A 22,670-nucleotide genomic window follows, 5' to 3' on the forward strand; every position below is an offset into this window, starting at 1 on the left:
TTTATTCCGTCATCCCCTTATTCCGAAAAAATAGAATTTTGAATCAGCTTTATTTTTGAAATATGGGCTATAGAAATTTTCAGCTTGTCATTAAGATTACCGCATGCAAGTATAAGAACAGCATCTTTTTCTTGTTTTAAAATTTCTTCAGGAACCCCGCTTATCTTTTCCTTTCCTTTTTCAGTGTGCAGCTCTATTTCAAGGATGTGCTTTCCTAAGATTGCCTGCTCTGCTATTTTTTGTTTCCCTAAAAAATCAAGACCGGAAGCTTCTTTTTTTGTAAATTTAAAAACTCCGTCTTTAAGCTGTTCTTCCGTAATTATAGCTTTACGGCTTATACGGCTGCTTACGGCCTTAGCATCTTCCTTTGTTAAGTGCAAATCTTTTAGTATTGCACTTAATTGAGATAAGGTTTTTGAGTATTTATTTTCTCTTTCTTTTTGCTGCTTTACCCAATCAAGCTTTTTTGTGTAATCTTTTTTTTCTTTTTGAGAAAATAAATTCAAACTTTGAAAATTTCTTACGGAAGGGGATTGAGGAGGTTTATTTTTATAAAAGATAAATTCCAAACCGCTTTTATAAACGGCTTGTTCAAAATCTTTTAAATCTTGAACATTTAAAAGATAAACGCCCTCCGCTATTTTTTTACGGACAAGTTTTTTTAAAGGCGTATCAAGTTCAAAAAACTTTTCCTTTTCCTTGTTTACGGAAACGACAAAGCCGCTGTATAATTCCAATGAAGTAAAATTCTTATACCACTCATTTATAGAAACTCTTATATTTTGAGGAATCTCATGCCCTGCTGCAGCCGATAAGATTTTATATATATTTTCGGAAGTTAATTCCGACTGAAAAATTTTGGAACAAGCTTTTTTTGTGATTTCAAATTTTCCTGTCGTTTGAATTAAAACAGGTTCCATACACTCCGCTGCAGGAAGAAGATTTTTTAGGTTGCTGTCGGGCAAAACCGTAACTTCAAAAGAGGGGTCAATTAAAAGAGGCTTTTGAGGTTCTTTCGCATTTTTAAATAATTCGGGATTTAAGTAAATCAAATTTTTCTCTCTGCATAAAATTCCGAACAGCTCTGCGGTTTCGATAAAGCTTGTATGTAAAATATTCTCGTTTCCAATTTCATTTTGTATTGCCGAAGAAAAATTTTGCATACACAAAAGAAGAAAAAATTGTTCTACATCTTCTTCCTCATAATATGCATCGGGATAAAAACTATTTAAAAATTCGAAAAGGATTATAACAAGTTTTTGTAAATTTTCTTTCCTCATTTTAAATAAGGATGCAGCCGTAAAATATACCAGACGCTCAAGTTTGCTTAATTGTGAAAAAGCCCCCCATTTTGCTTTTTGAACTGCAAATCCGTTTTCGGTTCTAAAAATAAGACCTAAAGATTCGCATGCTAAAAAAATAGAGTCAACATGTTTTGTCTTTTCCGAAAGCCACGGAAAAACTTCTTTGATCAAATCTTCGTATTTTTTTTTAAAAGAACCGTCATTTTTTAAAACGGCTTCGTTATGAATACAAAAGGAATAAAGTCCGGCAAGGGCCGTATCATTTATATTTATTTCTTTAGATTTTACCTGCCCTGTTTTTTCAGGCATAAAAAAAAGATTGGCTGATAAAAGGGGTTCTATAATTTTTTGTAAAATAGGATTTATCTTGTATATTTTATCCCCGTCATTGTTTTGAACTCGGTACAAAAGAAGGCGTTCTTCCGCATTTAAAAGTTTTTCGGATAATTCGGAATAAGATATTTTTTTTGAAAAAAATACAGATAGCATCGCCTGTGTTGGGTTGGGGATTTCGTTTACGGCTTTTAAAATTAATATATCGTAAGAATCCAGACCTTCTGCAATTTTTTCTTGTATTGCCGGTTTTCGCAAGAAAGCACTTAGCTGTTCCGCAAGCCGCTGCTTGTTAAAGGGGGTTTTTATTTTTCCCAAATACAGCTGTATTAAATCAAAAAATTGATGATCGGGCAGCTTTACAATGCTTTCCCGCCATTCGACAACATCTTTGGGATTCATTCTTTACCTCCTCTTATCGAAAACTTTTTAGCGAGATAGTATTTTATCACATAAGATGAAAAAATAAAAGTAGGAGGAGGCTTAATTACCGGCCTTAACAATACCTAATACGACAAAGAATGCGGCAATATTATGGGATAAATCTTTACTCCCTTCTCTGCAGCAAGTTTATCTACATTTTCTTTTGTTACCTTGCCTCGAGGTTTGGGATGGGGAGGAGCATCTCCTATAAGAATAAGTTTTTTATCCACATCAGCATCTAAGGCACGCCATGACTGACGAAGCCCTAAGAATATACCCTCATATACGGCTTCGGGAATATCTCTTCCTCCGAAAACTCTAAAGCCGTATAAGGCTTTTTCAAATTTTTTTAAGTTATCGGTAAAAACACAGGCTTCCCGTACCAAAAAGTCTTCACGGTAATCTTTATATAAAACTAAAGCTATTCTATAAGTTTTATACTGAGGCAGAATCTCGGCAAGCATGGAGCTGATATTTTTACGCACCTCTTCAATATCATCTTTCATGCTTTCAGTGGAATCTAAAGCAAAGAGTAAATCAAGATGGTCCTTTTCTCCCTTTTTTAAAATTTCTTTTATTGTTGGAAGAATATCCTCAGGCCCCTTTGCATAAATCATTTCTCCTTCAGTCGTATCGGCTAAATCCGTAAAAGTTTTTACGGCCTCATCACTGTACGAAAGATCAGGGGGAGGGTCTTTTTCAACAGGTTTTTGGGTTACCCTCAAGGTAAAAGGATTATCTTGAAAATTTCCCGTATAATCTCCGTAAGGTTTTGCAAAGGTGCGTATATTAAAAAAGGTTCCGTCTTTTACTTCGACCTCGCCGCTTCTCGACCAATCATATCCGTATAAAATTATATAGGGAATCCAAATATGATAGGCCTCCCCCAGAGGCGTGTTTTTTTCGGGAGTAGAATCTATAAGACTGTAAAGTTTTTTTTCGGGCAGCAAAAATTCACCGTTTAAAAGCCTTTTTTCATCTCCGTTTATTTCATTATAATTGGGATCACGGTAGGCATAGTTATCCAATTTTAAATCGGGATCCTTTGTCGTCTCCGTTAAAAGAACGCTTTTTATATCGGGTTTGGCTCTTATATATAAATGATAGCCGCCCTTGGGGTTTTGTATAACAAGCAAATCTTCTTTTGAAAGGCTTAAGTCCTCAGCCTCAAGAAAAACAGAAAGAAATCCGACAACAAGAATCCATAAAAACTTTCTTTTTTGCATATATTAATTATCGGATAAAATTCTTATTTTGTAAATAGAAATAATGCTATTTTCGGCTTTCCGGTAATAGTCTTGACAAAGACATATAATTGCTATTGACTATATGCATAAACTATAATAGAATTCATAAACCTTATACACCAATAGGAGACCAAAATGGAAATACTTTTAAAATCTTATAGGGGCAAAATTGAAGACCTTTATACATTCGGTTCAATCGCCGTAGTCGATAAGGACGGCAAGATTGTATACTCGGCAGGAGACCCAAAGGAAGTATCCTTTCCGCGTTCAAGTGCAAAACTTATTCAGGCTCTGGTGCCTCTTTCATTGGGTGCCAAGGAAAAGTTCAATCTAAGCCATGAAGAAATAGCTCAAATCTGTGCTTCCCATTCAGGCGAAGATTTTCATATAAAAACCGTAACGGGAATATTAAAAAAGATAGGACTTGATGAAAGTGCCTTAAAGTGCGGCCCCCACTATCCTTTTAAACCGGAAGTAGAATTGAGAATGAAGGTAAATAATGAAAAACCTCGCGATATTCACAATAATTGCAGCGGAAAGCATTCCGGTATGCTGGCGGCAGCCGTATTAATGAAAGCTTCTACTGACGATTATTACAAGCCTCAGCACCCCGTTCAGCAAAAAATACGGGAAATGATAGAGCTGATTTGCGATTGCAAGATTCCCGATGATAATATCTCGGTTGACGGCTGCGGAGTTCCGGTTCACTCTCTGCCCCTTTACAATTTTGCATTCGGAATGGCAAGAATGGCCGACTATGAAAATTTGCCTCAAAATGTATCTACTCATGCAAAAGACATAATAGATTCCATAACAGCCTGTTCCGAATACACTTCCGGTACTGATAGAATAGACCATCTTTTGGTCAAAAAATATCCCGGAAAACTTGTTGTAAAATCGGGAGCAAACGGATATTTCGGCGGCCTTTTACCCGATAAAAAATACGGTATTGCCGTCAAAACCTATGACGGAATTTCAAAAACCAGAGATATCGTTTTGGTTCACTTGTTAAAAAAACTCGGTGTAATTGATAAAGCCGATTACGAATATTTTGATAGCATTGCCGATAAAAACATCAAAAATCACAGAGGTGAAATAGCGGGAGAGGTTGTCCCTCAGTTTTAAATTTCTTTTAATTCGGTATTTTCTATTCTTAAAAGGCGGTTGTAATTTAGACCGCCTAATTGGTCCGCCTCATGAGCTGTTAAAATTAAAATTTTAGGATTTAGTTCATTTATTATTCTTATCATATTTTCGGTATTTTGCAGATCCAGTCCTGAAAACGGTTCATCAAGTAAAACTATTTTTTCGCTTAAATTTCTTATAAGCAATCTTGCAAAATCTATACGCCGCTCTTCCCCGCCTGAAAATTGCTTTTGATTTTCCATCTTTGTACTTAAATAGGCTATATTAAGTTTTTTTATTGCATCTTCGGCGGCCGCATTATTTGCCGTATCAAACAATGTAATATTATCGATTAAGCCGGCATCAAAAATATGAGTTTTTTGCTCCAGCATAAAAATAAGATTTGAAAGACTAATATCGGCTTCTTGTAAAACTTCATCTATATAAAGCTTACCCATATTTTTTTCAAATCCTGCCAAAACATTAAGTAAGGTACTTTTTCCGGAACCGCTTACTCCTGTTACAAGAATTCTATCCCCTGTTTTTAAGGATAAATTTTCTATCTGCAAACATTCCTTTTCTTCTTTAACAATTACACAATCTTTAATCCGTATTTCTTTAAAATCTTTTATTTTATAAATATCTTCTTTTTCTTGTAGAACTGATTTTATAGTTTTTTTGATAGCTTTAGAAGACATTATACCGGCATATCTTTCACCTATAATTTGAAAAGGCCCGGCAATCGATTCGGCAATTTTGGTAAGAGCTATCAAACCGGAAAAAGTCAAAAGCCCGGCTCTGATAAAAAACGCCCCTGAAACCCATGTCAAAAGAATAATTAAAAGCCCTAGTCCAAAAGCTGATGACATAATAAGATTTTCACGCTTTGCAAGTTTTATTTCGGCTTGGGTATAATCATAATTTGAATCATCGGAATATTTTACACCGGCCGCTTCAGCTCCATACATTTTAATTGTTCTAAAACCGTTCAATACATCGCTTAATTTTTTTATAAAAAATGAACGGGTTTCGGATTTATTTTTTTGCAAGAATTCAAGTTTATTTTGTGTCAATCTAGGAAATAAAATCGGCGGAATACATATAACCAAAATAACAGGTAAAAAAAGCGGCTGAATGTATAAAATTGCCAAAAATGAAAAAACCAAGTTAAGAGCTTGATATAGGCACGATAAAATAGCCTCAAAATAGTTTTGCTCCAAACTTAAAATATCATTTAATAATAAGGATTGATAATCGGAATAAGATTTTTTTTCTTTATGAAGAACGCTTTTATTCAAAAGATTAAAAACAATATCGTTTTTTAATAAGTATGAAATATTCTTGCAAAATTTAATACGGGAATAATGAGCCAAAAAATCGGATAAAACGGCAACAAAAATATAAACTACAGTACAGCCTCCAAGAAGAATCATTTTATTTAATTCGTAATTGAAAACCGAGTCGGCAATGAGTTTTAGTAAAAAAGCCGTACCGACATTAAAGAAAGAAGCTGCCGCGGCCAAAAAAATTACAAAAAAAATAGATAATTTATTTTTAAAAAGATATTTTAGTGTAAAAGAATTTTTTTTCATTCTCACCTCATAAAACGGCAGTTTGAACAGCCTAGAATATGAACCCGCTTTTTTCCTTTTTTTCGATCGAAGTATCTTGCAATTAGATGAGCTTCATTTGGAACAGACTTATGGCAAACAGGACATTGACGCTGCACACCCTTTTCACAACCGGGATAACAATGCGGACAGCCGTATATATAGCATAATCTATCATCCGATCCCGGATACACAGCCGATTTTACCTGTTCATCTCTAGCCAAAACAGTACCGCAAACAGGGCAAACTCCGGGTGCTCCTTTTTTCCCCGTTTGCCTGATTTTTTTACCGCTTGCATGTTTTGCAGATGCACTAAAAAGAACATAAGCGAATACAATTAAAAAAAGGCCTATAAAAACTAATATCATCCATGATAAAGGCTGTAAATCCGTCATAAATACATCATACACTTTTTTTTCTATTGATTCAATACTAAAACTATGATATAATGAATAAGTGGGAATTTTATTTGTGGTTGCCACTCCTATAGGCAATCTAAAAGATATCAGTTTTAGAGCTTTAGAGACTTTTCAAGAAGCCGATTTTATCGCCTGTGAGGATACAAGGCACACCTTGGGCCTTTTAACTCATTATGAGATCTCAAAGCCTTTAATTTCGTGCAGGGCTGTAAATGAAGCCGCAGCCTCCGAAAAAATTGTAAAACTTTTAGATGAAGGGAAAAAAATAGCCTATGCAAGCGATGCGGGAACACCGGCAATCAGTGATCCGGGTTCTATTTTAGTAAGGACGGCAAGGGAAGCAGGGCATACAATAATTCCTATTCCGGGTGCTTCAGCCTTTGGTGCTATAATGAGTATAGCAGGAACCTACGACAAAACGGTAGTTTTTGAGGGTTTTTTGTCGCCTAAGGCCGGAAAACGCAAACGGAGGCTTCAAGAGCTATTTGACTTTGGGGCAGGCTTTGTTTTATATGAATCCCCTTATAGAATCGTAAAGCTCTTAGCCGATATTGCCGAAATAGATAGTAACCGTGAGCTTATTATAGGGAGGGAGCTTACAAAACTCCATGAAGAGATTATCAAGGGGCCGGCAAGTGAAGTTTTGCAAAATTTTGAAAAAAGGCCCTCGATAAAAGGGGAATTTTCTGTTTTTGTTACAGGAAAATAGACTTTTATAAAAATAAAACCTTAACTTTTGATAAAGATTAACCGATAATCGGTTAGGAAGGCAGGAAAACATGATGATAGAAAAATTGGGCGGAATTGATCCGATCAAAAATTTACAAAACACTCAAAAACCAAGAAGAATGGAAAAGGTAGAAGTTTCCGATTCAGTGCAAGTATCTCCTGAAGCTCAAAAATTATCGGAAATTTATTTTGCAATGGATGCAGTAAAGGCTGCTCCTGATATCCGTCGGGAAAAAATAGAAGAAGTTATCAAAAAATTTCAAGATCCTTCATATATCGACAGTGTTTTGGATCAAACAACAGATAAAATTTTAGACTCTTTAGGATTTTAATTAGAATAATTTATTGAAAAAGGCATGGATAAGCCATGCCGAACCGGCATCATGGTTTCTATATCATATTTAAAACAACAAAGGCTGTATCTCTTTATGAGCTTACAGCCTTTTTTATTTGTGCGCCGGGGTTGTTGATTGGGTTTTATACATCTTTACTGGTTTTTATTGATACATTATAAGATAAGGGCGCGGGTTTAAGCTAAAAACCTCTTCCGGGGTCATCATGGGCTGGTCATAACCAGCACCTGCAACAGTCGGTTTTGAAAAAAGCTTAAAAGACTTAAGCGGAATATTTTGTGCGAGAGCATTATAAGCATAAGAATCTTTCTTTAATTGAGGAGAACCGAAGCCGTCCGCACAATGAATAAGCTGCACTCTTTCATAATCGCTTCTTACATTAGCTCTTTTTTTAATCATTATAGCATTAAACTGATGAATTACAAGCATTCTTCTGCCTGTAATATTATTTTCTTTTATATATTTATCCATCATTGCCTGAGCTTTGTTTATCTCATCACCCGTAACGGAGCCGATTACCTTCATCGGTTCGGTTGTATGCCATTCGGGATCCAAAGCCAAATGCACGTTTGGGTACTTCAAAAAAGGCAAAATTGCGTTCATAGCCTGTTCTACCGTATATTTTCCGATTTGATGGTCAATAAATACATACCAACCCCTTTCGGCAGCAAATTCTATATATTTTTTTACAGTAGACATACGGAGAAGACCTATATCTCCTTCCGGCCAACATGTTCCGTAAATTAAATAAAAAGCCGATATAATTCCTCTTTCCTTATTTGCTTCATCATAAGTTGCCGCAAACTCATTCATAATCGGTTCGATTTCTTCAGGAGAATATCTTCCTAAAATGCCCATAGTATAGGCCCCCGGTTTTCCATAAAGAGCAAAAATATCATTGTTTAATAAAACGGATTGCAGCTTTGATTCATCAAATTTAAGAGAAGCTTCCATTTCTTCTTTTGTTTTTACAGTGTATATTAAAACTTCTTGTTGGATTGGAGCGTTTTTTAACCACAAAGCTGACGGAAACAAAGGCTCCCACTTAGGAGGTATCGAAGTAACCGGAATATTTTGCTTTATATCTCCGGATTCGGAAAAAACGGCTGAAACACAAAATAAAAAAAACATTAGCCTAACGGCAAATTTAATACGAGAAGTCTTCATTAGTACCTGTATCGGCTTAAAAAAAATAAGCTTTAATTTAGCCTTGCACCTAAGGCTAAAAAAATGTATAATAAGCCCCTTAATAAACTTGACATTATCTATAACAGTTAGGAGGTTTTGTAACTATGCAAGTTAAAGTCAGATATGCTCCCTCTCCCACCGGCTTTCAGCACATAGGCGGAGTCCGTACAGCCTTGTTTAATTACCTTTTTGCCCGCTCAAAAGGCGGAAAATTCGTTTTGCGTATTGAAGATACCGACAGAACAAGATACAGCGAAGAATATGAACAGAACCTTTATGATACCCTTGAATGGCTCGGCCTTGAATGGGATGAAGGCGGCCCAAAGGGAGGCCCCTGTGCACCCTATATTCAGTCTCAAAGGTTCGATATTTACCGAAAATATGCCCAAGAGCTTGTCGATAAGGGCTTTGCTTACTATTGCTTTTGCGATTCGGAAAGGCTCGACAGAATCCGAAAAATTCAAACAATGAACAAGATGCCTCCGGGCTATGACAGGGCTTGCCGCAATTTAACCGATGAAGAAATTAAGGCTAAAATGGACGAAGGTATTCCCTATGTTATCCGCTTAAAGGTTCCGCTTGAAGGCAGCACCAAATTTACAGATGCCCTTTTAGGCGATATTGAATGGAAAAATGAAGATATAAACCCCGACCAAATCCTTTTAAAAAGCGACGGGTTTCCGACATATCACTTGGCAAACATAGTAGATGACCACCTCATGGGCATAACCCACGTTATGCGTGCCCAAGAATGGCTTCCATCCACCCCCATGCATATTATAATGTACAAGGCCTTCGGCTGGGAACCGCCCCAATTTTGCCACTTGCCCATGGTTATGGGAAATGACGGGCAAAAGCTTTCAAAACGGCATGGAGCCACCAGCTGCAATGAATTCAGAAACAAGGGCTACCTAAAAGAAGCCATTATCAATTATGTTGCTATGCTTGGCTGTTCTTATGAAGACGGCCGTGATATGTACAGTCTTTCAGATTTGGAAAAACTCTTTGACATTAAGCACTTAAACAAGGCCCCGGCCGTATTCGACTATAAAAAGCTGGAGTGGTTTAACGGCCAATATATGCGGGAAAAAACCGATGAAGAGCTCTTTGCTCTTACATGGCCCTACATTGCAAATTCAGGCCTTTTCGGAAAGATAAATGAAGAAGAGCTGAAAAAAGCCGGATGCCGTTTTGAAAATCAAACCTATTTAAAGCCGACCCAAGAACAAAAAGAAGTTTTAATGAAGGTGATGCCTTTGGTAAAAGAGAGACTTCACCTTTTAAGCGAAATAACCGAAATGGTTCGCTTTCTTTTTGAAGAACCGGCAGTTCCTCCGGCAGAAGAAATAATACCGAAAAAACTTGATGCCGAAACTACAAAAAAAGTTCTCCAAAAGGCAATCGAAGTAATGCCCAAAATTGCGGGCCTTGACGACCATGCAGGCGGAGAAGTCTTTAGAGTGGAAGCTGATGCTATGGGTATTAAGATGGGAGACTTTATGATGCCTGTCAGAATGACAGTTACCGGCAGCAGAATAAGCCCACCCCTTGTAGGTTCAATCCAAATTTTAGGAATAGAAAAAGCCGTTAAGCGTATAGAAAAAGCTATAGCGGAAAGGTTTTAAATGTCGAATTTGTAACTTTTATAATAACTATGTGTTCAATTTTTGGAGTTATTTTATGAATTTAAATTTACAATACAATCAAAATCAAGAAGCAGCGGATAAAATTGCAGCCTCCTTATCGGCTCTGCAAGAAGAAAAATTATTTCACATAGATGTATACGGTCTTGCAGAAGAGTTAAATCTAAGCAGGGAAACAGCCTTAAATATTTTTATCCAAGGCGTATATGACGGTTCTTTTATAATAGACTGGATGTATCATTGCCCTACCTGCGGAGGCGTTGCCCACGAAACCCTTTCAATACATGAAGCCGTTTCAGAAAACTATTGTCCGGCTTGTCAAAAGAACTTTAACAATACATTAGACGACAATATTGAAATTTTCTTCTCCATTCACCCGAATATACTACCTTTAGATTCTTCATTGAAGAAAAACTATCTTGCAAAAATAGAAAATGATGTAAATGCCGGAAACTATCTTACATGGAAAAAGCCTAATTCCATAAAAGGAATCGATTTAATTCAAAACAACCTCTACAGAGAACTTATGGGGTCAGATGTTTTAATAGCCGAACAATCATTGCAAATAATGAAGACGGCAATTCTGTTTACGGATATTAAAGGATCAACCCTTATGTATTCGGAGTTAGGTGATGCAAAGGCATTCGCCCTTGTTAAAGAACACTTTAGGATTCTATTTGATGTAATAAAAAAATTTGATGGCGTTCCTGTAAAAACAATAGGTGATGCAATTATGGGCGTTTTTATGAACTCTAAAAATGCAGTAGATGCAAGCATTGAGGCTCAAAAAGAATTACATGAGCACTATAAAAACAATCTCGAAATCGAAAGAATTGAAGTGAAAATCGGTATTCATGCAGGTCCCGCCCTGGTCGTTACCTTAAACAACCGCCTAGACTACTTCGGTACAAGCGTAAATATGGCCGCCCGCATCCAAAATGCAGCCCAACCGAATGAGGTAGTAATTTCAGAAGAGCTCTTTAACAATAGCGAAATACAAAAATCCATTGCTGCAATTACAAACAAAGTTCAGCGTCAACGCATTACTTTTAAGGGAATGAAAGAAGAATCGACGATTTACCACATAATGGTTAAATAATAGCCTATAAAATTTTTAATGGCCTGTAAATTCGCCGCCATCAGATTTTAGAACATCCCAATTTTTTTTCTTTGCATTATTAACCTGCTGAATAGTACAGATATTATTATCTGTACTATTTTCCCGTCTATCGACTACGTAGAATCTTCCATTTTCTTCGCTTGGACGGGTCGGCAAAGACTTTATGAGCCTTTCCATTTCTTTTTCTTTTATTTGGTTATTATAACAAGATATAAGTTTTATATTCTTATTATTTAAAACACTAAGCCCCATGAGTAAATTATCGTAACACCATACCTTTTCCAATTTTACATTATTTCGTAAATTCAAAAATTTTAAACGGTTTTCGCTTACAGACAAAAACTGTAATTCCGTATTTTTTGCAAGATCGATATCTGTAATTTCATTTTGTTTACAGTATAGATAAATTAATTTTACATTATTAGATGTATTAAGAACCTTTAGTTTATTATTTCCGCAATATAATTCTTTTAGTTTTCTATTACTGTTTAGATTCAATTCTGTCAACATATTTCCTCCACAATCAAGTTCCGTAAGATTTACATTTTGCCCTATATCCAAAGCTGTAAGGCTGTTTTCCGATACATAAAGAAACTCAAGATCTTTAAGATTAGAACAGTTTATTTGAGAAAGATTATTTTTGCCGCAAGACAATCTTATCAACTTATTATTTTTAGATACATCCAGCTCGCTTATATTTGTATTGTAGCAATAGCATTCTTGTAATTTGGGAAGATGAGAAATATCAAGCGAATTCAGTTTATTATCATAACAAGATAATATTTCAAGATTCTCATGACCATCTAAAGATAATTTGGATAGATTATTTTTATAACACCAAAACTCTTTTAAGCCGGGATTATTGCTTATGTCCAATTCCGATAATAAGTTATTATTCAGCACAAGAAATGTAATGTTCACATTTTTTGATAAATCGATATTTTCAAGTTTATTATTTGCACACCATAATTTACGTAAAAGAGGACTTGAACTTGTATCTATGGATGTAAGAGCATTTCCGGAACAAGCAAGAAATTTTAAATTTTCACAATTATCCGTATTTAAATATGTCAGCTCATTTTCATAGCAATATAAAGTTATAAGAGAAGTATTTTTCGACATATCAAGAAATTTTAATTTATTTTTTTGAGCTTCTAAAGTTGTTAACACCTTAATATGAGAAACATCGAGTTCTCTGATTAGATTTTCATCACAAAAAATTTCTTTTAAATCGAAATTTTGGCTAAAATCTATAGAAGTCAAATTATTTTTACCGCAAGATAAATATACCAGATTCCTGTTATTTATAAGAGATAAGTCTTGAAGGTTATTATCGGAACAAGAAAGATGTGTTAATGAGGGATTATTAGCTAAATCAATACTTGTTATACGGTTTTCCTCACAAAAAAACCTATTTATTTTACCGTATATAGTTATAACCTCACTATCAATAGTATAATCACGATAAGCGGACATACCCGGTACAACAAAAGGCGTTATATCTTCATTTTCATCCATTTTTTTATTTGAATTTAAATCTATCCAGATAGGCTCACGGTTAGAAACAAATCTTTCAACCCTAAGCTTTATTTTTTCACCCTTTGATTTTGCTGTGGTCAAGCTTATAGATTCAGTATTCGGCAAATTTATAGGTTCTTCTTCTTTAACATCGTTTTTGCTGTCAGCTGTTTTTATATCTTGTTCTTTTTCCGGCTTATTATCCGAACAAGCCGCAGCAAGAAAAATAAAGCTCATAAAAATTATAATCTTCTTTAGTTTTTTTATACCCATAAAACAAAACCTCTCATTAAATCTATCGAACATGATAAAACTATGATGACGTTTTTTCAAAATGATGTCAAGACTTTATCAACTTGGAACATAAAACTGAATGCCTTTACCATATTTATATTTGCATTCTAAACATTTATATGATATAATTCTCCTTACATTTATTAAATGTCCGGAGGTTTATATGCAAGGTATAGCACTTATTATTACATTTGTTATTGCTATTGCTCTTATGATTTTCGCTATTTCAAAGCTGAAAATTCATCCCTTTTTATCGATTATGGGAGTTTCGCTCCTTTTGGCTCTGGCCGCAGGAATCCCGTTGGTAAAGATTCCCGGCACAATAGGAGCCGGTTTTAGCGGAACTTTTACAAGTATCGGTATTGTTATTATTCTTGGTGCCCTAATCGGAACAATCCTTGAAAAAACAGGAGCAGCCCTAAAGCTCTCCGATATGGTTATCAAGGTTGTAGGTAAAAAGCATCCTGAACTTGCTATGCTGATTATGGGCTGGATAGTTTCAATTCCCGTATTTTGTGACAGCGGTTTTGTTATTCTAAACCCGATACGAAAGGCTCTTGTTCAAAGAACAAGAATATCTAGCGTTGCGATGACTGTTGCCCTATCGGCCGGTTTGTATATTTCTCACGTATTTATTCCGCCTACACCCGGGCCTATTGCAGCTGCAAGCTCTCTCGGCATAGGAAACAACCTTCTTTTAGTAATCGGTATGGGAGCCCTAGCTTCTATTTTTCCCCTCATTGCAGGTTATTTTTTTGCAAGATATATAGGAACTAAGGTAAAGGCTTCAGAAGACAGCTCTACAGATGAGGTTTCACAATCCTATGAAGAACTGGTTGCAAGTTATGGAACTCTTCCAAACGGTTTTACTGCCATAGCTCCTATTATTGTTCCGATCCTCCTCATGGCCCTTTCTTCAGTTGCTTCTATGGCAAATATGAGCGGTGCAGGTGCCGATATTTTAAAATTCCTGGGAGCCCCTATTATGGCCTTAGCGGTAGGTCTCATTTTCGGTGTCATACTTTTTGCAAGCCAAAAAAAGACAGAGGACTTTTATATTCTCACAAATGAAACCTTAAAGGTTGTAGGCCCCATTCTCTTTGTAACTGCCGCAGGCGGTGTTTTAGGCAAGGTTATAGCTTCATCAAGCTTAGTAGGTTATATTACAGAACATGCTGCCGTTTTAAAAACCGTCGGCATTTTCTTCCCATTCCTTTTGGCTGCTATTTTAAAATCTGCACAAGGTTCTTCGACGGTTGCTATTACAACTACGGCAGGAATCCTTGCTCCTCTTATGGCTCCCCTAGGCCTTGCTACCGTTCCCCTATCGGCTTTAACCGTTATGGCAATCGGAGCAGGAGCAATGACCGTTTCTCATGCAAATGACAGTTATTTCTGGGTAGTCACAACCTTCGGCGGTCTAAAGGCTGAGGACGGATACAAGACTCAAACCCTTATGACTCTTGTAATCGGTATTGCTGCAATTATAGGCATATTTATCATATCCTTATTTTTATAGAACGATTTAAAAGAGGTTAATGCTATGAAAAAGATACTGCTTATCCCCGATTCCTTTAAGGGAACAATGAGCTCGGCTAGAATATGTACTTTGATGAAAAATGCGATAAAAGAAATTTTCCCTGAAGCTCAAACCCTTTCAATCCCTGTAGCGGATGGCGGGGAGGGCAGTGTCGATGCCTTTTTAGAGGCTGTAGGCGGCATAAAAAAAACGGTTAAAGTCAAAAATCCTTTTTTTGAAGAAATGGAAAGCTTTTACGGTATTTTAAAAAATGAAGATCCGAATGCCGAAAAGACTGCCGTAATTGAAATGGCCGCCTGTGCGGGTCTCCCTCTTGCGATAGGAAGGCTTAATCCATCCCTTACCACGACCTATGGAGTAGGTGAACTCATAACCGATGCCCTTAAAAACGGATGTACAAATATTATAATCGGTTTGGGCGGAAGTGCGACAAATGACGGCGGCTGCGGAGCTGCAGCAGCCTTGGGAGTCAAGTTTTTTGATAAGGACGGAAAAAGTTTTATTCCGGCAGGCGGAACCTTAAAAAATATTGAACGCATAGATATGACAGGCCTAAACCCGCTTGTAAAAAAAGCAAGGTTTACGACTATGTGCGATATAGATAATCCTCTTTTCGGAAAAACCGGAGCAGCCTACATCTTTGCTCCGCAAAAAGGTGCAGATCCCGGCATGGTTGAAGAACTCGACCAAGGCCTAAAACATCTAGCCTTGGTTGCAGGAAAAACCGAAACCCTCAATTCCGGTTCTGAAACGGCAGAAATCCCCGGGGCAGGGGCTGCCGGAGGCATGGGCTACGGAACTCTTGTCTTTTTAGGTTCCGAGTTAAAAATGGGTATTGAAATTGTTCTTGATACGGTTGGCTTTGAGAAAAAACTGGATAATACCGATTTTGTTTTTACGGGAGAAGGCAAATTGGATAGTCAAAGTTTAAGAGGAAAGGTTATTGCAGGCGTTGCCCAAAGAGCCAAAAAGAAAAATGTACCTGTGATAGCTGTCGTAGGCGATGCAGAAGAGGGTATAGACGATATTTATAAAATGGGAGTTTCCGCCGTATTCAGCATAAACCGTCTTGCCGTACCTTTCAGCCAAGCAAAAAAAACAGCTGAAACTGATTTGACCGCAACAATGAAAGATGTCTTACGGCTAATAAAAACATTATGCTAGTGCACCCATAAAAAAAAGGGATTTATATACAACTTATAAATCCCTTTTAGAAAGAAGTTTTATTCTCCGGCTTTCGGATCCGGACCGAAATCGTTATCTCCTCTTGTTCCTTCGGTTGCCATCAAAACAATCATCCATATAGGACCCACTAAAGGAATAAGAGTTATAAATATCCAATACCAGGGTTTGTTTATATCATGCAATCGTCTTACTTGTACAGCAAGAGAAGGTAAAAGTACAGCTAAGCCGTATAAAGATCCTAAAATTGCAGTTCCTAAAATATAATCAAGAATACTTACCACTCCCGCAATAATTAAATTGAATAGTATAAACATCCAATATTCTTTTCGGCGGGCACGGCCATCAAAAACAATATACTTTTTAAGTACATCCAAATAGTAGTTCATAATTAAAATCTCCTTTTGAACAAGCTTTATCAGCATTTATTATGGTAAGGTAATTATTACTCTTTTTTTGAATTATGTCAACCCTTTATACTTTTTTATAACCGATAAATTTTCTATATGTTGACAAATTTTCTCATTTAGTGTAAAAATTTACCCTTTAGGAGATTACCATGGTTACAGATCCTCTCATTTTAGCGGCCGTCTTATTCGGATTGACCTATGTTTTGATGATTACCTTGACAAACCACAGGCCTATAGTTGCCTGTTCATCGGCCCTAATCTTTGTACTTTTAGGGATACTCCCTTATAATGAAGTTTTTTTTGCCATTGACTGGAATGTTATTTTAATGATTGCAGGAACAATGGGCTTGGTTGCCCTTTTTACCGAATCTAAGATGCCGCAACGCATTGCAGATAAAATTATAAATGATGTTCCGAATGTAAAATGGATTATAGTATGTCTATCCCTCTTTGCAGGTTTTATTTCAGCCTTTATGGATAATGTTGCCACAGTCTTAATGCTGGCACCCATTGCGGTTGTCTTATCGAAAAAGCTCAACATGTCGCCTGTTAAACCCATAATTGCTATTTCGATTTCGGCAAACCTTCAGGGAGCAGCCACCTTGGTAGGAGACACAACTTCAATTCTTTTAGGAAGCCATTTGAACATGACCTTCTTCGACTTTTTTTGGTATTTGGGAAAGCCCTCTCTTTTCTTTGCCGTTGAAATCGCAGCAGTTGCCGCCACCGGAATTATCTATTTTATTTTCCGCAAGGCCGTCCAAAAACCGGATAAGGTTGAACTTACCAAGGTAACGGATTACTTTCCATCAATCCTACTTCTTATAATGGTCGTTCTTATGATTGGAGCCTCTTTTTTACCGGAAGACAAAAAGCCTCAAACAATAAACGGTTTAATTTGTACAGGCCTTATGATAGTAGGTATTATCTATAACATCATAAAAACGAAAAAACTTGATATTTTAAAAGTCGTAAAAAAAGAACTCAGTTTTGAAACCCTCTTTTTACTTATGGGGCTTTTTACTGTTATTGCAGCCGTTACAAGGGCCGGAGTTATACAGGCCATTGCCGACTGGTTTTTGACCCTCGGCTCAAATGTATTTTTAATTTATACAATAATAGTTTGGGGTTCGGTTTTAGTTTCGGCATTTGTAGATAATATTCCTTATGTCGCTGCAATGCTGCCCATTATACAAATTCTTTCGCAGGGACTTAATATAGCTTCGCCCATTTTGTTTTTCGGACTTCTTTCAGGCGCAACCCTCGGCGGAAACATTACTCCCATCGGAGCTTCTGCAAATATTACCTCCCTCGGTATTTTAAGAAACGAAGGCCATCAGGTAAAAAACAGCGAATTTATGAAGATGAGCGTTCCTTACACCCTTACTGCGGTTGTAATAGGTTATATTCTTATTTGGCTTTGTTACGGCGTGTAACCTAAAATCAATTTTTAGCACTTAATGCACACAAAAAACCGCCCCCTAAGCCGGAGTTTTGTCCAGTTGGGGGGCGGTGCCGCCTTAAAGGGCAGGCTGATTAATTTTTGCCGCGAGGGGCATAAACCGATTTACCTTAGGATTATTCCTTAGCGAAGTTGAGCGAAGCTCAAGGCTTGGCAGGAGTTTCAGTTTTTTAAACGGTGTAATATAAAAAACGCACAAGGACGGGGATTCGCTCTTGTGCTTATGGTGTACTGTGAGAAAATTGGTATTTAACTGTAAATTTATTTGGGTGCGGAGCGGAAGTTTATGCCGCTTTATCGCTTGGTTGCTAAAAATTGTGTAAGGCATTGCTACGTGTCAAGCACTTTGCTAAACTTTTTGCATTTTTTTGGTGAGAATGTTTGTATTTTCTGTTGCTGCTGTGTTTGCCTTTCATTAGTATCAGTAGAGCACGGTTTTGTCAAGGTTTCAAGTTTTTTTTGGAAAATTTTTAAGATTTTTTATTTAACCGCAAAGATGCGAAGGACTCAAAGGAATTTTGATTAGGGTTTTGATAATATATTCTTTCATTTATCCTTGGCGTTCCTTGCGGGCTTTGCGGTTTTTTTTGAATCTGCACCGGCTATTTTCAAAAAGGCTATTCAAAATTTGCCCCAGGATAGCAGGCGTTTCAAATGTTTTCGACTTCTTCTTTGCTGAGACCTGTAGCTCTTACGATAGCTTCTATGGCAAACCCCATTTCAAGTAAGTTCTTTGCCGTTTCAAGCTTTGTTTGGTATGAGCCGTCAGAAAAGCCTTGCTCAATACCCTGCTGTATGCCAATCCTTAGGCTTTCTTCTCTCTGTACTGCGATGTCTGTATCATAATCATATTCGGCTACTAGCATGTTTATTACCTTTCTTTTGCAAATAGGTTGATTCTTATAGAGCTTTTATTTCTTCAATGGAAAGCCCTGATATTGTACAAATATCATTGATCGGATAATTCATACCTTTCATCAATTTTGCCGTTTCAAGCTTTGTTTGGTATGAGCCGTCAGAAAAGCCTTGCTCAATACCCTGCTGTATGCCAATCCTTAGGCTTTCTTCTCTCTGTACTGCGATGTCTGTATCATAATCATATTCGGCTACTAGCATGTTTATTACCTCCCGTGATTTTCTCTGTAAATATTCTTTTAAGATCCCTTTTTCTATACATATCTTTACCGCATTGGTAAAACCGTTTTCAGAATCAAGTTTGGTTTGTTTTCTTACCTCTTCTACAAAGAGGCTGTATTCTTCAAGCAGTTTGCAGGCTGTTAGGATTTTGTTTGCCTTATCTGTATTGATGTTTAAAACCTGTACTGTCAATTCCAGCGGCACTTGTGCTGACTTTGTGATGAATGCATCGGATAACTTTAATGTTGTAGTTTCCGGGTAGTCTTCCTTGCCATTATAGAAAACATAAAACTCGGGTGTAGGTATTTTTGACAGCTTTCTTAAATACCTGTCGGTCGGTGCTTGCAGTTTTTCGTAGAGCCGAGCTATGTATTCTAAAAAGCGTAGGGGCATGTTTTCGTTTATAGTGGATTGATGTTCAGCCAGCACGATTATTTTACCGTCTACAAGGCAGGAAACATCATTGATTATGTTCATATACATAACATTATCGAGCCGTATATTTTCTACGGGAGACGAAAGCGGAAGGTGTGTACCGTGTAAGGCGTTGTAAAGAGATAAGAAATTTTCTTTCGCTTTTTCGTCTTCGCTGAACAAGTCGACAAACACTGAGTCTTTGTATTTTCTGTTTGAAGTACTCATAGCTGCTCCTTCATTGGTTGTATTATACCACAATTACCTCAATTTTGTAAGAGCTGTTTTTATTTAACCGCAGGGGGCACTAAGAGCGCATTTGAAAAATTATAATTTTTTATTCTTTTATATTTAGTCCTTGATATGGTCAAGGGCTTTATATTTTCAAAAGTCATTTCAGTAAAAGATATTGTATCGCAAAGAAAATTTATTTATACATCTTAATTATAAAATTGACATACCATACAACATGTAATTGTATCTTTACCAAAAAAACGGTATAATCAAGACATAGCAAATTTGCTTAATTTTTCTGGAGGTTAATATGAAAAAAGGATATGTTCAAGTTTATACCGGGGACGGTAAGGGAAAAACAACAGCAGCTTTCGGGCTTGCTCTTAGAGCCGTGTGTGCCGGATACAAGGTTTATATAGGCCAATTTTTAAAGGGAATGAATTACAGCGAGTTAAAAGCCCCTGAGTACCTGCCCAATCTTACAATAGAGCAATACGGAGAAGCTCACTTTGTTCATAATGATCCTACGGAAAAGGATATTCAAAGAGCAAATGAAGGCTTGGATAAGATTGAAAAGATAATTATGTCGGGCGAGTACGATGTTGTAATTATGGAAGAAGTAAATGTTGCTCTTTTATACGGCCTTTTTGATATTGAACGCATCCTGCATATTATCAAAAACAAGCCCGAATCCGTAGAACTCGTCTTAACCGGCCGCTACGCAAATAAAAAAATAATTGAAGCGGCCGACCTTGTAACCGAAATGAAGATGATAAAGCACTATTTTAATGACGGTGTACAGGCAAGGCGTGGTATAGAATCTTAAAAAGCTGATGGAGATGGGGGGAATTGAACCCCCGTCCCGAAAAGGGAATCAGAAGCGTCTACAGGCTTATCGGTGCGAGGTAGTTGTAGGGATCCGGTAGCAGCACCGAAAGCGTCGAATCCTTAGTGTAAAAAAAGTCCCTTTTAACGTTTACACACCGCTAAAAAGCAAGCCCCGATTGGCGTCGGAATCATGCCCCGCTCGGAGCAGTGCAAAGCAGATTCCGCGATTATGCAGCTAAGGCGTAATCGAAACTGTCGTTATTTTCGGCAGTTATAGTGTTTGCCGAATCAGGAGATCGGCACTCCGCCTGCAGCTTAAGCCTCCGTCTTTCCGGTCGAAACCGGAACATCCCCAAGCTGTAAATAGATTACTATATTTATATTAAATTTATATAAAAAAGTCAAGAATACAGAAAACCAAAATCGGAAAATTATACTATAAAACCCTTTTTACTCCCTTTTGTAAGAGGGCAGCAAGTAAGACGGCTATTCCCGTCCATGCAAAGATAGATGCGGTTTCAATCTGAACCTTAGCTGTCTGAAAAGCAGAGCCTATGCCGTATTTCGGCTGGCTTAAGACCTCTGCCATTATAACAACCTTCACGGCAAAGCCAGTACTTAAAATATAACCGTTTCTCAAAAAAGGTCTTATGCAGGGAAGGTATAAACTTTTTAATCTTTTACCAAAAGGAACATTAAAATCATAAGACATTTCTATCAGACCTTTATCTATATTTTTTACTCCGTCTACAATGTTTCTATACAGAAGAGGAAGAACAATCAAGCTTGTAACAAAGATGGGCGTCATATTCGATTTAAACCAAATTAAGGCTAAAAGCAAAACGGATATTGTAGGGCTGGATTTTAAAATATTTTCGGGAGCCGATAAAAAATCTTCAACATTTTTATTTAAACCGGAAGCTATACCTAAAAGAAATGCAATAAAGGAATCTATAGCCAATGTTATAAAAATCCTGATAAGGCTGCTTAAAATAAAAATATAAGTTTCCGGAGTTTTTATAATAACAAAAAGAGCTGATAATATTTCTTTTATAGGGGGGATAATAAGCGGAGCTTTTAAGCCTTGGGCAAATGTTTCCCAAAGGATAAGGCAAAAAAAAGCCCCGCCTATTTTAAACTTATTTTGCTTTATAGTAGAAAGCATCATCAGGCAAACTTCCGCCTATAAATTTAGGATCGGCTTCAGCTAAAACTTTCAAATAAGCTTCTACAGCCGGTCTTGCTTTTCCGGCCTCAACAAAGGCTATATTCAGCTTAGGAATAGCCTTGGATAAAATGGGAGGAGGAGGCAATGCAGCAATTTTGGAAGCATACTCGGCAGCCTTTTGAGGATTTTCCTTTACCCATTCGGAAGACTCTTTAGCCTTATCTAAAAAAGCACTTACATATTCGGGATGTTTTTGTAAAAATTCGGCGTTTACAATTAAAGAAGCTTGAGGATAAGAGGCTCCTGAAAAAGCTTTTTTCCATTCTTCCTGAATATCAACAACAATCTTAGTATCGGGCTTTTTTGTCATAATCATGCTGAGAGAAGGTTCTGCAGCAAGGGCATACTTCGCTTTCCCGCTTATAAAAGCAGAGGGAATATCCCCGGCAGCACTTAAATACTCAAAACTCACATCCTTATCAGGATCAATACCGTTCTTCTTAAGCACTTCGCGGGCCGTCAAATCGGGAGTATTATTTCTTCCGAAAGAATAAATAGTTTTGCCCTTTAAGTCCGCTATCGAAGAAACAGGTTCCGAACTTATAAAGTAAAGATTTCCCCAAACAATGGGAGCCAACAATTTTATATTTTTCTGTTTGGAATATAAAACTGATGCAAGATTGGTAGGCACGGCTACAATATCGGCCTCCCCGGATAAAACCCTCGCTTGTAAAAGCTCCGGACCTGAAACAACTTCATATTCCGTTTCAGAATTATCAAACTGTGTTTTTTCATACACAAGTTTTGAAAGAGCTGCCGCAGGAGCTCCTGCGGGTAATACAACCTTAACTTTAAAGCTGTCATTTACAGATTTTTCCTTGGTTCCGCCTGCAAATAGTAAGCTAAGGCCAACAAACAAGAAAAAGAAACTCGAATATATTTTTTTCATACTTTCCTCCAATGCCGATTTTCCGGCCGGATAAGAATAC

19 protein-coding genes, 1 other RNA gene and 1 pseudogene are annotated in these 22,670 nt (G+C 37.0%); 9 read left to right on the forward strand and 12 right to left on the reverse strand.

Annotated features, from left to right (window positions below):
• Positions 1-17 precede the first annotated feature (17 nt).
• Together HO345_RS11610 and HO345_RS11615 are read right to left on the reverse strand one after the other, a co-directional pair.
• Positions 18-2,039 carry a helicase gene (locus HO345_RS11610; RefSeq protein WP_253683037.1) on the reverse strand — a complete coding sequence of 674 codons (2,022 nt, stop codon included), beginning with the start codon at positions 2,037-2,039 and terminating at the stop codon, positions 18-20.
• A 104-nt stretch (positions 2,040-2,143) separates the two neighbouring features.
• Positions 2,144-3,286, reverse strand: coding sequence for a vWA domain-containing protein (locus tag HO345_RS11615; RefSeq protein WP_253683038.1), 1,143 nt, complete (start codon positions 3,284-3,286; stop codon positions 2,144-2,146).
• 156 nt (positions 3,287-3,442) lie between these two features.
• On the opposite strand from HO345_RS11615, the gene HO345_RS11620 reads away from it, so the two are divergent.
• On the forward strand, positions 3,443-4,432 hold the full coding sequence (locus HO345_RS11620) for an asparaginase (protein ID WP_044978385.1): 990 nt from the start codon (positions 3,443-3,445) through the stop codon (positions 4,430-4,432).
• On the opposite strand, the gene HO345_RS11625 is transcribed toward HO345_RS11620, so the two are convergent.
• Positions 4,429-6,024 (reverse strand): ATP-binding cassette domain-containing protein, encoded by a 1,596-nt coding sequence (locus HO345_RS11625; RefSeq protein WP_253683039.1) that lies wholly within the window; start codon positions 6,022-6,024, stop codon positions 4,429-4,431. The genes HO345_RS11620 and HO345_RS11625 overlap by 4 nt on opposite strands.
• 2 nt (positions 6,025-6,026) lie before the next feature.
• Positions 6,027-6,437 carry a hypothetical protein gene (locus tag HO345_RS11630; RefSeq protein ID WP_253683040.1) on the reverse strand — a complete coding sequence of 137 codons (411 nt, stop codon included), beginning with the start codon at positions 6,435-6,437 and terminating at the stop codon, positions 6,027-6,029.
• A 76-nt stretch (positions 6,438-6,513) separates the two neighbouring features.
• On the opposite strand from HO345_RS11630, the gene rsmI reads away from it, so the two are divergent.
• On the forward strand, positions 6,514-7,170 hold the full coding sequence (gene rsmI, locus HO345_RS11635) for a 16S rRNA (cytidine(1402)-2'-O)-methyltransferase (RefSeq protein WP_002692116.1): 657 nt from the start codon (positions 6,514-6,516) through the stop codon (positions 7,168-7,170).
• A 73-nt stretch (positions 7,171-7,243) separates the two neighbouring features.
• Positions 7,244-7,522, forward strand: coding sequence for a flagellar biosynthesis anti-sigma factor FlgM (locus tag HO345_RS11640; RefSeq protein WP_366796684.1), 279 nt, complete (start codon positions 7,244-7,246; stop codon positions 7,520-7,522).
• Between the two features lie 165 nt (positions 7,523-7,687).
• Here HO345_RS11640 and HO345_RS11645 read toward each other — a convergent pair whose 3' ends face one another.
• Positions 7,688-8,710 (reverse strand): hypothetical protein, encoded by a 1,023-nt coding sequence (locus tag HO345_RS11645; protein WP_366796397.1) that lies wholly within the window; start codon positions 8,708-8,710, stop codon positions 7,688-7,690.
• 125 nt (positions 8,711-8,835) lie between these two features.
• Here HO345_RS11645 and gltX point away from each other — a divergent pair, with 125 nt between their 5' ends.
• Positions 8,836-10,356, forward strand: coding sequence for a glutamate--tRNA ligase (gltX, locus tag HO345_RS11650; protein WP_253683043.1), 1,521 nt, complete (start codon positions 8,836-8,838; stop codon positions 10,354-10,356).
• A 55-nt stretch (positions 10,357-10,411) separates the two neighbouring features.
• Positions 10,412-11,473, forward strand: a complete 1,062-nt coding sequence (locus HO345_RS11655) for an adenylate/guanylate cyclase domain-containing protein (protein ID WP_253683044.1) — start codon at positions 10,412-10,414, stop codon at positions 11,471-11,473.
• Positions 11,474-11,488: 15 nt separating this feature from the next.
• On the opposite strand, the gene HO345_RS11660 is transcribed toward HO345_RS11655, so the two are convergent.
• Positions 11,489-13,285, reverse strand: a complete 1,797-nt coding sequence (locus tag HO345_RS11660; RefSeq protein WP_253683045.1) for a leucine-rich repeat domain-containing protein — start codon at positions 13,283-13,285, stop codon at positions 11,489-11,491.
• Between the two features lie 184 nt (positions 13,286-13,469).
• On the opposite strand from HO345_RS11660, the gene HO345_RS11665 reads away from it, so the two are divergent.
• Both HO345_RS11665 and HO345_RS11670 read left to right on the forward strand, forming a co-directional pair.
• Positions 13,470-14,825: a GntP family permease gene (locus HO345_RS11665; RefSeq protein WP_253683046.1), complete on the forward strand. Its 1,356-nt coding sequence runs from the start codon at positions 13,470-13,472 to the stop codon at positions 14,823-14,825.
• A 24-nt stretch (positions 14,826-14,849) separates the two neighbouring features.
• Positions 14,850-16,010 (forward strand): glycerate kinase family protein, encoded by a 1,161-nt coding sequence (locus tag HO345_RS11670; protein WP_253683047.1) that lies wholly within the window; start codon positions 14,850-14,852, stop codon positions 16,008-16,010.
• A 59-nt stretch (positions 16,011-16,069) separates the two neighbouring features.
• On the opposite strand, the gene HO345_RS11675 is transcribed toward HO345_RS11670, so the two are convergent.
• Positions 16,070-16,417, reverse strand: a complete 348-nt coding sequence (locus HO345_RS11675) for a DUF805 domain-containing protein (protein WP_253683048.1) — start codon at positions 16,415-16,417, stop codon at positions 16,070-16,072.
• A 170-nt stretch (positions 16,418-16,587) separates the two neighbouring features.
• On the opposite strand from HO345_RS11675, the gene HO345_RS11680 reads away from it, so the two are divergent.
• On the forward strand, positions 16,588-17,874 hold the full coding sequence (locus HO345_RS11680) for an ArsB/NhaD family transporter (RefSeq protein WP_253683049.1): 1,287 nt from the start codon (positions 16,588-16,590) through the stop codon (positions 17,872-17,874).
• A 676-nt stretch (positions 17,875-18,550) separates the two neighbouring features.
• Here the strand turns inward: HO345_RS11680 and HO345_RS11685 are convergent.
• Positions 18,551-18,781, reverse strand: a pseudogene (locus HO345_RS11685) (Rpn/YhgA-type helix-turn-helix domain-containing protein); the annotation flags it as partial.
• Positions 18,782-18,800: 19 nt separating this feature from the next.
• A complete protein-coding gene (locus HO345_RS11690) occupies positions 18,801-19,679 on the reverse strand; it encodes an Rpn family recombination-promoting nuclease/putative transposase (protein ID WP_253683051.1) in 879 nt (292 codons plus the stop codon).
• A gap of 316 nt (positions 19,680-19,995) precedes the next feature.
• Here HO345_RS11690 and cobO point away from each other — a divergent pair, with 316 nt between their 5' ends.
• The gene (cobO, locus tag HO345_RS11695) at positions 19,996-20,511 is read left to right on the forward strand and encodes a cob(I)yrinic acid a,c-diamide adenosyltransferase (RefSeq protein ID WP_002666509.1); all 516 of its coding nucleotides are present in this window, start codon (positions 19,996-19,998) and stop codon (positions 20,509-20,511) included.
• Between the two features lie 5 nt (positions 20,512-20,516).
• On the opposite strand, the gene ssrA is transcribed toward cobO, so the two are convergent.
• From ssrA to HO345_RS11710, 3 genes are all read right to left on the reverse strand, one after another.
• Positions 20,517-20,867: a transfer-messenger RNA gene (ssrA, locus tag HO345_RS11700) on the reverse strand.
• 82 nt (positions 20,868-20,949) lie between these two features.
• Complete coding sequence (locus HO345_RS11705) at positions 20,950-21,681, reverse strand: ABC transporter permease (RefSeq protein WP_253683052.1); 732 nt, start codon at positions 21,679-21,681, stop codon at positions 20,950-20,952.
• Complete coding sequence (locus HO345_RS11710; protein WP_253683053.1) at positions 21,653-22,630, reverse strand: ABC transporter substrate-binding protein; 978 nt, start codon at positions 22,628-22,630, stop codon at positions 21,653-21,655. The genes HO345_RS11705 and HO345_RS11710 overlap by 29 nt, the downstream gene beginning before the upstream one ends.
• Between the last annotated feature and the right edge of the window lie 40 nt (positions 22,631-22,670).

This window comes from Treponema denticola (assembly GCF_024181645.1).
GTDB lineage: Bacteria > Spirochaetota > Spirochaetia > Treponematales > Treponemataceae > Treponema_B > Treponema_B denticola_A.